Source organism: Paenibacillus sp. Marseille-Q9583, assembly GCF_976954365.1.
Window position 1 is genome coordinate 1 of the sequence record NZ_CDRJTB010000110.1, and the last position, 10,888, is coordinate 10,888.

Annotated in this window: 15 protein-coding genes; 1 reads left to right on the plus strand and 14 read right to left on the minus strand. The window is 39.3% G+C overall.

Annotated features, from left to right (window positions below; translation table 11 throughout):
* Positions 1-335: 335 nt before the first annotated feature.
* The 9 genes from fabZ to ACWNM1_RS29105 form a co-directional block, all read right to left on the minus strand.
* Positions 336-764, minus strand: coding sequence for a 3-hydroxyacyl-ACP dehydratase FabZ (gene fabZ, locus ACWNM1_RS29065; protein ID WP_449603712.1), 429 nt, complete (start codon positions 762-764; stop codon positions 336-338).
* 48 nt (positions 765-812) lie between these two features.
* Positions 813-1,883, minus strand: a complete 1,071-nt coding sequence (locus tag ACWNM1_RS29070; protein WP_449603713.1) for a CHAP domain-containing protein — start codon at positions 1,881-1,883, stop codon at positions 813-815.
* A gap of 26 nt (positions 1,884-1,909) precedes the next feature.
* Positions 1,910-2,026, minus strand: coding sequence for a hypothetical protein (locus ACWNM1_RS29075; RefSeq protein ID WP_449603714.1), 117 nt, complete (start codon positions 2,024-2,026; stop codon positions 1,910-1,912).
* A 4-nt stretch (positions 2,027-2,030) separates the two neighbouring features.
* A complete protein-coding gene (locus ACWNM1_RS29080) occupies positions 2,031-2,210 on the minus strand; it encodes a hypothetical protein (RefSeq protein ID WP_449603715.1) in 180 nt (59 codons plus the stop codon).
* Positions 2,211-2,832: 622 nt separating this feature from the next.
* Complete coding sequence (locus tag ACWNM1_RS29085) at positions 2,833-3,573, minus strand: class I SAM-dependent DNA methyltransferase (protein ID WP_449603716.1); 741 nt, start codon at positions 3,571-3,573, stop codon at positions 2,833-2,835.
* 594 nt (positions 3,574-4,167) lie between these two features.
* A complete protein-coding gene (locus ACWNM1_RS29090) occupies positions 4,168-5,034 on the minus strand; it encodes an SDR family oxidoreductase (protein ID WP_449603717.1) in 867 nt (288 codons plus the stop codon).
* Between the two features lie 2 nt (positions 5,035-5,036).
* A complete protein-coding gene (locus ACWNM1_RS29095; protein WP_449603718.1) occupies positions 5,037-5,531 on the minus strand; it encodes a hypothetical protein in 495 nt (164 codons plus the stop codon).
* 104 nt (positions 5,532-5,635) lie between these two features.
* On the minus strand, positions 5,636-6,202 hold the full coding sequence (locus ACWNM1_RS29100; RefSeq protein WP_449603719.1) for a MarR family winged helix-turn-helix transcriptional regulator: 567 nt from the start codon (positions 6,200-6,202) through the stop codon (positions 5,636-5,638).
* Between the two features lie 57 nt (positions 6,203-6,259).
* On the minus strand, positions 6,260-6,607 hold the full coding sequence (locus ACWNM1_RS29105; RefSeq protein ID WP_339287005.1) for a VOC family protein: 348 nt from the start codon (positions 6,605-6,607) through the stop codon (positions 6,260-6,262).
* 309 nt (positions 6,608-6,916) lie between these two features.
* On the opposite strand from ACWNM1_RS29105, the gene ACWNM1_RS29110 reads away from it, so the two are divergent.
* On the plus strand, positions 6,917-7,729 hold the full coding sequence (locus ACWNM1_RS29110) for a class I SAM-dependent methyltransferase (protein WP_449603720.1): 813 nt from the start codon (positions 6,917-6,919) through the stop codon (positions 7,727-7,729).
* A 158-nt stretch (positions 7,730-7,887) separates the two neighbouring features.
* On the opposite strand, the gene ACWNM1_RS29115 is transcribed toward ACWNM1_RS29110, so the two are convergent.
* The 5 genes from ACWNM1_RS29115 to ACWNM1_RS29135 all read right to left on the minus strand — a co-directional run bounded on the left by ACWNM1_RS29115 (position 7,888) and on the right by ACWNM1_RS29135 (position 10,663).
* Entirely contained in the window at positions 7,888-8,142 is a 255-nt protein-coding gene (locus ACWNM1_RS29115; RefSeq protein ID WP_449603721.1) for a cold-shock protein, read from the minus strand.
* A gap of 68 nt (positions 8,143-8,210) precedes the next feature.
* Positions 8,211-8,459, minus strand: coding sequence for a hypothetical protein (locus ACWNM1_RS29120; protein ID WP_076287095.1), 249 nt, complete (start codon positions 8,457-8,459; stop codon positions 8,211-8,213).
* Positions 8,460-9,051: 592 nt separating this feature from the next.
* On the minus strand, positions 9,052-9,819 hold the full coding sequence (locus ACWNM1_RS29125) for a nucleotidyltransferase domain-containing protein (protein WP_449603722.1): 768 nt from the start codon (positions 9,817-9,819) through the stop codon (positions 9,052-9,054).
* 183 nt (positions 9,820-10,002) lie between these two features.
* Positions 10,003-10,335: a GNAT family N-acetyltransferase gene (locus ACWNM1_RS29130; protein ID WP_449603723.1), complete on the minus strand. Its 333-nt coding sequence runs from the start codon at positions 10,333-10,335 to the stop codon at positions 10,003-10,005.
* Positions 10,336-10,465: 130 nt separating this feature from the next.
* Positions 10,466-10,663: an HIT family protein gene (locus ACWNM1_RS29135; RefSeq protein WP_449603724.1), complete on the minus strand. Its 198-nt coding sequence runs from the start codon at positions 10,661-10,663 to the stop codon at positions 10,466-10,468.
* Positions 10,664-10,888 lie beyond the last annotated feature (225 nt).

Below are 10,888 nucleotides of genomic sequence, written 5' to 3' on the forward strand. Positions count from 1 at the left end.
AATTTGTGAAGGTAAGAATAACGGTACGATAATTAGTGGCGAATCAGTTTCAGAGTTGGAATGAAATATGTTAGAAATACTACTCTCCCTTGATTTAGCGGAACGATAGTTCCATAAAAGAAAAGTTATAAACACAAACCCACTCCGCCAAAGGAGTGGGTTTGTGTTTATACTGATATGTATATCTTGTGGTCAAACTGTACTTTGTGCTTAGATACATCACGATGACCCGTATCATAAATTCAAGGTATATTTGTTGCGTTAAACTGCCCGTTAGCTTAATGAAAAGAGCAGGATACCAAAGCACCTGCTCATCAATCCCGTTACATTAAAACCTAAATCGAACTGAATGCAAACATTATTTCAGATTCGCATACCAATTCATTATTTACCGTGGCGACTCCCTTTCCCTTGACGATTTGTCCCTTGATTCGAATTACATCAAATACAAGAAGGAGTTGTTCTCCTGGTTTTACTTGTCGTTTGAAACGGCAATTATCAATACCAGTCAGTAAGCCTATTTTATGATTGTTGCTTTCAACGTTAGACATAGCGACTCCACCGACCTGTGCCAGTGCTTCTACAATTAAGACTCCAGGCATTACGGGATAGTCAGGGAAATGACCGAGAAAATAAGGTTCATTAATGGTTACATTTTTAATTCCAACAGCTCTCTTCCCTTCATTAATCTCCAATATGCTATCGACCAAGAGAAATGGATTCCGATGAGGAATAATCTCTTTAATTCTTTCAATATCAAACATGGATTTACCTCCCTAATCGGTATTCAATAGCTTAATAACTGCTCGAAATCAATAACCAAAGGGTATATATTCTCCATTGTGATGATAATGGTAGCCGTTATCTATTCGGACATATCCGAGTATACAATGATCTCTATCCCTGTATGAGACACTAGAGTAGTTTTTATTGTCTTTATTACCTTCAGCAATCAAAATTTCATTGTCTTCACAAGCTAAAACAATTCCGATATGATCGTGAGAATTATCGGAGAGAAGCTTATCGAAAATAACAATATCACCACGTGCTGGATTAAATTCTTCTTGTTTAGCGTCATAGAAAAATCTAGTTTCGGGCAGCTGAGCCCAATCCAACCACGCACCAACCCCAGCTAGACGATACATTCGGTTCGGATATCGAATTGGAAGAAGTATTCCAACCTGCATACAGCAGTAGTATACAAATGCAGCACACCAGTTACCTTCTAGTACTTTATAGATATCAGAGTCCGGCCAATACTTGCAAATTTCCCGATAACGTTCATCTTCCGGTACCCCGATTATGTTTTGCTCTGCAAGCTTTTCCGCAAAATCAGCCAGCATAAGTCGTCTGTCTTTAGTTTCTCTATTTAATGTTTCCACATCTACGTTAAATTCTGTATTTACATTTCTCTCCGGAATCCCTAATTCAATAAATACATTTTGTAGTCTATGTATATCCGTCTTAAGCAAATGATTTCCTGTATTTTGAAAGTACATCTGCAATAAAATAGCGTCTTTAATAACTTCCTCATCTGGTCCATGAACTCGATGTCTATCATCTTGATAAAAGATTGACCTAAGAATTCCTGACATCTCTTCGTCGGTAAAGATTTGGGTGCTACGTATTATAGGTTTTACCGCGTCTGCACTGTTGTGACCAGGAAAGGTATTAATTCCAGTTTTATAGAAATAAAAATCATGTAGCACCCCCGCGATCGCAGCGATTTCCGAATCTTGTCCTCTTCTCATAGCGAGCATCGATGCGAAGGTAGACACTCCTGAAAGATGAGCCCAAGCTTTCTGATTCTTGAAGCTGCTCTGCATTTCATAAACAAGGGATCGAACAATTTCAAGTCTCTTAGATTTCTTCTCACATATCATAATTAATTCCCCAATCCCTGAACTAACTATTTTGTTACCCAATGGTTTAATGGCTTTGCTTTGAACCCAAGACTCTTATACAATTTTATAGCAGGATTGCCTTTCACAACCCCGAGTGTCACGATTTCCCCACCCCTTCGCACAATTTCATTTACAAGAAATGAAATAAAAGCTCTTCAGTTCAAACCCGTCAATCATTCCGATTGCTGCTATTTCACCAACAATAAGCATCACGAATCTATTGCATCTATCTTTGGCGAATCTCATCCGCTCCGTTTTGAGTGTGGCACCGATACCCAATTCTTCGTTAACAAATATCGTCGTCAACGCTCTTCTCCCTTTCGGGTTTATAGGGTTCAATTATTAGTTGTCCCATCGGCATTCACCTTTGATCATAAGTTTAGTTTTGCTGCAATTTTCATAAATCCTCCTTAATCCTTAGTTGAACAAATAAAACGGCTGCCGAAGCAACCGCTATTCCACTATCGTTCTGCGTTAGCTTAGTTTCTAAAATACAAATTCTGTCTCGTTGTTTTCTTTATCAAGATATATAACCCTACAGGAATCTTTCCAACTATCCCAATTTAATACGCTATCAACATCCACACGGAATAACTCATTATATGGTACATTCATAGGATTAGAAAAATCATAAAAAACAAGTTCATAGGGGCATGCCCAATAGCATCCATCAATCACTATTAGTTTTTTTTGTTGAAAATATATTATTTCCCCCCAGCACTGAGAAACTGTGAGTCCTCAACAATATTCCTCAAATTCTTTCACCTCGCTTTAGTATTACAAATTGTACCATATTTTCAGACAGGCTATTACGCTATCTTGCCGTCTAGTTGAATAAATGCGGACTTTAAGCGGGAATCTGCTTAGAATCACCAAAAATCCCCTCGACCTGAGGGGATTTTTCCTATTGCAATGCATTACGTCTCTCCTAACATTTCCTACAAACGCTAATAATAGATGAAGATGACGGAGAGAACGGCTTTTTATCCCAGTTAGCATATTGATGTTCGACGCGAAAGCCGTGACGGATTAATAAAGATTGCAGCGTAGCCTGATCTGTGAATCGACAAGCAATTCTGGAAGTCGTTCGTTTATCTCCCCAATCACGCATCGTGACCCAATGCATGATATGCTGGCTAATATCGTAATATTGTGTGCCTGATACCTTTACGTTTTGCCCATCCTTATCAATAAATGATCCCCATTCTGTTTCCTCTTGATCGGATAAATCCGTTCCCTCCGGATTACGGGTCTCGAATGCAAAGATTCCATGGGGTTGTAAATGTTTGTGAACGGTAGTAAGCAAATCGATTTGATCTTGATCACTTAAGAATGCCTGAAATGCATTGCCAGTCAAATAAATCATCGAAAATCGCTTGTCCGATTCGAAGGTACGGGCATCGCCTTCCATAAAAGTAACAGTCAACCCTTCCGCCTTCAGCCGAGCATACGCGAGCATCACAGAAGAGATATCTACGCCGGTCATCGTTATACCGGCTTTTGACAGGGGTATCGTTGTTAAGCCTGTACCACAAGCAAGTTCTAACACTTCGCCAGGACTCGATCTTGCAAGCTCAAGATAGAACTGATATTTGTCCATTTCACCGTCAAATTCAAGATCATAATTTACCGGATCCAGATATTCTTCAAGATTGCTATGTTCAATCAACGCCATCCCCCTCTTTCATTTCAATGTTACATTAGAAAAAAAATAATTTTCATTAGGAAAAACATGTACTTATATAGACCCAAAAAGGATAATCAAAATAAAAGTCCTCTCGATAACCCTCGTACTTAACAGTATTATTTTACTATTTATTCGATAAACCATTTGGTAATTCATAGTTATAATCAATTTTTATCAAACCTTACATAACTACTCTTTAAGTCGATAATCACTACTTTATCCTGACCGCGATAGAATAATTAGAGGCCACCCAACAAAATGGTCATCTTTTTTTTCGTATTCGGCATAGCATCTTTCTTTATTCGATACAGGTGATCGAGTAAACGATATCTCGTTCCCATCTTCAAGCCGAAACTGGTTCGCAGACACCGTGTCGGAACAATAACCGGGCAAAATGACGCAAATTTTTTTCGACTACGGTCCCATTCCGTTAACCTGCAGTTAGCTTAAATGATAAAGAAGAGCTACCATATAGGAAGCTCCTCCACTAACGTTCTCTTAAAGCTCAATGACTTATCTTAAATCGGAATAAAATACTGCTAACGACACAAATATCAGAATAGGTGGCCTCCGCCTCTACCGGAAATTTTGTGCACACTCATGTAGAAAGGCGTCTAGCGTGCGTGGCTCTCTGCCGAGCAAGCGCTTCACAGTGTCATTTGGACTTTCTGGCACCATCCTAGACATGGTTTGAATTTCCACAACGTGGTTCGCGAGCCAAGGAGGCATATTCCCGTGCTCGATAAGATTACGGAGTAGTACTTGGGGTTCAATGTTGATGTAACTTATCGGCCGATTAAGCAGAACAGATAGCCGACTCGCGATCTGGGGATAACTGAAAATCTCCGAACCAGTAAGCGTATATATATGGCCTGATACCTCGTGGTTGGTCAGAACTTCTGCGGCAACGTCTGCAATATCGCGACAGTCAATGAAGTTACACGGTGAATCGCCCATAGAGCCGAAGAAAACATTTTGGGTTGTGATCGTTGGTGCAAAGTTCATTAAGTTTTGCATGAACGCATAAGGGCGCAACACGGTGTGAGTGAGACCCGACTCCCTGAGCGTTTTCTCAATTTCTTGATGCCAGCCCGCCACTGCTACTGGAGAGCTCTGCTCAAAGGCTGGACTGGATATTTTTACGATGTGTTTGATTCCAGATTCGGCGGCAATCTGAATGATTGAGGTTTCTAATTCGATTTGTCTTGGACTGTTGGACATGGCAAGGAAGAGCTGGCTAGCACCTGTAAACGCGCGGCGCAGTGATTCGGGATCGGAAGCATCCACCCTTGCGACCTCGGTAGTCGATCGGCTTTTTTCTCCGATCTGATCACGCAATTTCTCTGGCTCTCTGCTCAGCGCCCTGAAAGGTACGCCGAGATCAACCAAACGTTCCAAAAGCGCACTTCCAATCGTACCTGTTGCTCCCATAATAACTATCATTTTTATCTTCTCCTTTTGGATGAAAAATTAGTTGTGACGGCAAGTCGCCACCGCCATGTCACTATCGTGCTTGCTATGAATCCAGACAACGGGAAATCGATCCAGACACGATCTACCCAGGCCAAGTGAATACTCGGAATCATATTTTCTACTACAACAGATGCCACCCATGCGGCGTATAGTCCAAACAAGGACCCGGCCATTGCAAATACCCCTACCACGACCAAGTGAGGTGCACCGATGACCCATCGCAAATGGCCCACTCGGCTACGCAACAAAAGGCCAATCATCAAGGCCATCAAGGCCGATGCACCGCCGATTGTGGTCAATGCCGCTATTTGAAGCCCCCTATCTGCAGAAACCACCCCCCCGATACCTGCCATAATGGCAGGAGCAATATAGGCCATTACAACTTCACGCCATAGTACAAAAGTCTTTTTCTTGGAACCAACAGCCTTGATGCCGTAAACATCATCTGTCTGATTCGAGTATTTCATCTGGTTCATTTAGTTGCTCCTTTCTTCTTTGAAGTAGTTCAGTGAGATATAATTAGGTACCTAACTATATAAGAGTAAAAATAGGCTAGCTTCACTAGCCCATTCTACTCATTACTGATGTTTCCCTTTGGTTTCGAGCCTAGTTCGCCCGTAAGTGCTGAAATGCCTTGTGTAACTCGACCTAGCAAGTCGAGAAATACGCTGCGTTCTTCGATGTTGAGCAAGCCCACCATTGCTTCCAGCCGAGCGAAATGCTCAGGAGCCATTTCACGGAGCTTCTTAGCTCCTTCTTCCGTTAAAACGACCGATTTCTGACGGCCATCGTCTGAGCTTGATCGCCGAGATACTAAACCATCTCGTTCAAGAATGTCGATAAGACCAGTCACTGTAGCACGTGTAACGCCAAGATGCTCCGCTAATTGCGAAGGCAACTCTTCTCCCTCGTTATCTTCAAGATCTGCCAACAAACGATAACGCCCTGTTGATAAACCGAATCTAGAGAAATGAATCTCCGAGGCGTGTCCAAGCAAGGCTCCCGCTGCCATTAGCCTAGACGCGACGAGTATAGCCTGTGCGTCTATGTCTAGGTTATAGCGATCAATCTGACGCTTGGATTGTACAAGCGAGGGAATAGCCTCAATGTCATTTATTTTTTTATTATTGTTGTTCATATATATAGTATGGCACCTAACTACTTTTGTGTCAACTCATTTTTATTACACAACTCTTTATTTCTCCCAAAGCTCGATCAGTCGACCTTCAGGATCTTCAATCCAAACAAACTTTCCAAATTCACTAATTTCTTCTTTCTTTGCAAGTGGTATACCAATATGCTCAAGATGTTTAATAGTCTCGTCTAGATTATGTACTTGGAAATTTAACATCACTTGTTGTTCTGTTGGAAAATAACTGTCATCCTCGGTAAAGAAAGAAAAGATAGTCTCATTTCCTGATTGGGGCTTTATCACAGTCCCATTCCAATGATCTATTTCAATCTTCAAGACCTCACTGTACCATTTTTTTATAACTTCAAGATTCTTAGTTCTCCAAAAGATTCCTCCGAAACCTTTTATCATCGTATATATCTCCTGTCTGTCATCAATTTTTTAGCTATCCGTTCTCAATAAATATTCGAGATTTAAATTTAAGTTCCTTTTTCAACTATCTTGCCCATTAATTGAACAAATAAAAAACTACTGCCGTAGCAACCGCTATTCCACTATCGTGTCCCGTTAGCGCAATGAGTCTACTAGATCAAATGGATGCTATGGAATATTTTAGGTAGATGTAATCATAGAAAAATGGTACATTATTTTGGAATCAATAGCGCGCAAGTCAGGATATACATTTAGACTAATATTTTTATATTGGGGGATGGTACTGGCATGGACAAGAATTCTGTTTATAGAACAAATATTATAGGTGCTGGCGAGGTTGGTAGCGCTGTCTCGGTCGATATGGACAAGAATGTTATTCATGAAACCAACAGCTTATTTTGGGATACAAAAGGAAATGATATTTTAGGAGCAACCGCACTTCCTTTATATGGAGCATTCGTCTCAGAAGAACAATGCCAGCTTTTTGGCGATATTTCAGGAAAAAAGGTGTTGGAGATAGGCTGTGGAAGCGGTCAATCATTGCAATATCTCGGGGAACGTAAAGCATCTGAACTATGGGGTATGGATATATCGGAAAACCAAATCGAAAAAACAAGAGAATACTTATCAGATCACGGACTTTCAGCAAAATTAATCTGTTCACCCATGGAAGAAAAATGTGGCCTACCTGAGGATTATTTTGACTTTGTTTATTCGATTTATGCTATAGGCTGGACAACCGACCTTGTGGGTACTTTTAGCAGGATTGCTTCTTACCTAAAAAAAGACGGCATATTTATTTTCAGTTGGTCTCACCCTATACACAAATGTGTTGTTGCAGAAAATGATATGCTTGTTTTTAAAAAATGTTACTTCGATGAATCTTGGTATTCGGTAACTCTTGACGAAAGTACGCTAACATTAGCTGACCGTAAACTATCAACCTATGTGAATGCGCTCTCAAAAGCGGGATTTGTTATTGAAGAAATGATTGAGCAATCTGATGATAAAATTATTCAATTGCGGGACGATAACGACGATTTCGCAAAAAAAGCAAAGATGCTTCCTGTAACTTTCGTAATCAAAGCAAGAAAACTGTAATTTAGTAGTTGAAGATAAATGCCCGCTAATTGAACAAAAGCAGCCGATCATGTTGACTGATTGGCTGCCTTATCGTGTTTATATTGAACTATCGTCTCCTGTTAGCTTAATTATGATTCCCGAAAGTCCATACATTCATCAAGTAAGTCTCGATTCCTTCATTCCTCTAATATTTGTACATTTTTAGCTGTCCTACGCTGAGAGTCAATTATATTCGGAAACTCGAATAAGTCGAATTCAACTTTTTGACCCTCTTTAAGGAACCGAAAGCCGTTCGGTAACCTAATAGGGTCTGGTAGTATTTCGCTGAAGTGTACAAAAACATGGTTACCTTCCTGCCCGTCTAGCATTATCCGTCCGTAACCTTTATCTTCTTTGTACCATTTGACAATACCCCATCTTCTTTCCGCCACCTAAGCACCTCCTCTGTAACTTTATGGTAAAATTCATAATGTGCTCACATCGTGATGAACGAGTTATCTTATTTAATTTTTTTCGGAAACCCATATACGAAAAGTATCATACCGAGAAACGCAAGGATTGGCACAAAGATATTATCGAAGAAGCTTGTAATATGCGTTTCAGGTAGGGCATTGAACATATTCGCTTCGTACAATGCTGCAATTTCATGGCTGCGAGCTATCAAAGAGCCTACTCGTTCGATTGCATAGATTACTCCAGCGGAAATTAGAAAGGATGCACCTAGTTTTCTGTAAAAGTCGTTGCCCATGAAATATTTGTCTCCTCCTTTATTTTTTATTGAGTACTTCTTCCCATCATTTCATTTTACCACATTGTTCCAATTTTTTTGAGTATTAGAATATCATTACATAACCTAATCCTACTAATGTGATGCTATAGCGCCTCAAATTGTAAGTATTCTACTGGCTAATTGAACAATAAAAAACGACTGCCGAAGCAGCCGCTATTCTACTGTTGTTCTCCGTTAGCTTAATGATTTACTTTGCTTCGGACGAATCATATTGCTCTTTATTGAGAACTTCATGGATTATATTTGTTATGTCGTTAATTTTGCGGGAACAATATTTTAAAATAGGGTTAGCCCAATATTCGGGTCCAGTTTCTTCATCACCTATTTTCACTAAATCCAATGTATACGCACCCTCTGAACGCATAGCTGGATACCATCCTAAATCCAAAATCAAACCTGTCTTTTCATTTCTAAAATAGAATATATCCTCATGAAGCTCCCTTACATAAGGAAATAAGTCGTCATGAAAGACATCGGGATTAATTTCGTAAAATGATTCTATACAACAGTCCAATTTGACGGAAATCAAAAAAGCAGCGTCAATATGGCGTTAGCCGAAGGAAGTTCTGGAAGCAGCCATTGTATTTAAGGCGTTCTCAAAATAGCTATATACTTCATCTGCAATTCCCAGAAACTCTTCAACAAGTACATTACTATCCAAGTAACAAGCATACAGATAATCAACTAAAGCGGAGTCAATCTCACAATAGTTTAATATGGCATTCTTCATCTTTATAATGTCATCTTGCCATACACCTGTATCTTCTAAAACCAAAGAGTATAATGCACGAATTAATCTCTTAGAGTAACCTTTAATATATCTAGTTTTCATTGTGTTATCATTAGCATTAGAAAGTAAACTATGTATACGATCTACTTCCTCCTTGGTCTCTGTATTTAAGTCTAAAATGAACTCTGGAGAAATACTTATCGGTGGTACTTTTTCACCAACGTCATGACCATATATGCAAACACAAATTATCTTTACCCAAAAACCCCACTCATTTGGTTTACTTAATACATCGTCAATCGAGCAAATTATCGTATCAATCTTAGTTACTACTGGATATTCTTCCAAAAGCCTGTCTTTAATATTTGACAATCTTTCGTAATCAATATCTTTGGGATTTACACATACAATAGTAAAGTCTGCATCTGACTTAAAAGGTTTAGCAGTTCCTTTTGGAATCGAGCCACACATATAAATGCTATGAATCTTACCTTTCCATTCGGTAAGTATATTATCTATATACTTATCAACAAAAGCCTTATATTCACTTTGTATTACAATTCTATTTATAACTTTTTCTAATATCATGTAGACTCCTCCTAAACTAAGAACTTCTTTCGGCTAATATCTTTTTTGCGAACTTCGTAAATTCGTCATGACTTAAGCTATTCGCGAAATCATTCAACTATCCTGCCCGTTAATTCAACAAAGGCAACTGATCTATTGACCGGCTACCTTTGTGTCATTATTGAGCTATCGTGTCCCGTTAGCTTAGTCTTTTTTCCTCCATAATCCTCCGGAACAAGGTGTGAATCCACTCTCTGAATAGAATGACGTGTGTTTTGAATCGTATGTCAACGTCACAATTTCTAACCCGAACTGCTCCGCCTCTTGAAGTAATTTCTTCACTAAGGCTTGCCCTATTCCTCTCTTCTGAAATTTAGGATGCACAATTATGTCCTCCATATAGCCATGTTGCAATCCCATTCCTGCAACATAGCCAAATGCTATAAGCTCAATGTTTTTTTCATCTCGAAGACCAGCCCAAAAGTTGCAACGTTCAAATATAGCAGGGTAATCAGAATGTCTGCCGTCCCATCCCACTAACTCTCTTAAAGTTGGTACTTCATGCGGTTCTATAGGCAGATTTATTACTATCTCTCGACTCAGCGTTCTATCCCCTTCCGCAATACTTCTTTATCTGGAATTCTCCATCATATTGAAACTATCCTGCTTAATCATTTCTGAGCCAATGCCTTATTCCCTTACCAGCAAACGGTTCATCTTTATATCTCGGTACAATATGTAAATGAGACTGGAAAACAAACTGTCCGCCTACTTCTCCGATGTTCCAACCAAGATTATAACCATCTGGCTTATATTTTGTGTCTAAGTGATTTTTGGATATATCAATCAGTTTTTTTGTGTCTATTCATTCTCTTTCTGATAAATCAAATGGTGTTTCTTTATGTGCTTTCGGTATTATATAACATGACCCTATTAATATATTATTATCATCAGCGACGCAGACAACTGATTCATAGTCAAATAAAACATGCTGAAAATTTGTGTGGTAATTACAGCATTTACAATTAACTCTTGTGTCCATCTTAACCTCCAGAAAAAAGTTTCAATTTTCAAAAAACTTAACTACAAT

What these genes read in the sequence shown, in the direction of transcription:
- fabZ (WP_449603712.1), bottom strand. Translation starts at nt 764, where the DNA reads ATGTTTGATATTGAAAGAATTAAAGAGATTATTCCTCATCGGAATCCA.
- ACWNM1_RS29070 (WP_449603713.1), bottom strand. Translation starts at nt 1,883, where the DNA reads ATGATATGTGAGAAGAAATCTAAGAGACTTGAAATTGTTCGATCCCTT.
- ACWNM1_RS29090 (WP_449603717.1), bottom strand. Translation starts at nt 5,034, where the DNA reads ATGATAGTTATTATGGGAGCAACAGGTACGATTGGAAGTGCGCTTTTG.
- ACWNM1_RS29095 (WP_449603718.1), bottom strand. Translation starts at nt 5,531, where the DNA reads ATGAAATACTCGAATCAGACAGATGATGTTTACGGCATCAAGGCTGTT.
- ACWNM1_RS29100 (WP_449603719.1), bottom strand. Translation starts at nt 6,202, where the DNA reads ATGAACAACAATAATAAAAAAATAAATGACATTGAGGCTATTCCCTCG.
- ACWNM1_RS29105 (WP_339287005.1), bottom strand. Translation starts at nt 6,607, where the DNA reads ATGATAAAAGGTTTCGGAGGAATCTTTTGGAGAACTAAGAATCTTGAA.
- ACWNM1_RS29110 (WP_449603720.1), top strand. Translation starts at nt 6,917, where the DNA reads ATGGACAAGAATTCTGTTTATAGAACAAATATTATAGGTGCTGGCGAG.
- ACWNM1_RS29120 (WP_076287095.1), bottom strand. Translation starts at nt 8,459, where the DNA reads ATGGGCAACGACTTTTACAGAAAACTAGGTGCATCCTTTCTAATTTCC.
- ACWNM1_RS29125 (WP_449603722.1), bottom strand. Translation starts at nt 9,819, where the DNA reads ATGATATTAGAAAAAGTTATAAATAGAATTGTAATACAAAGTGAATAT.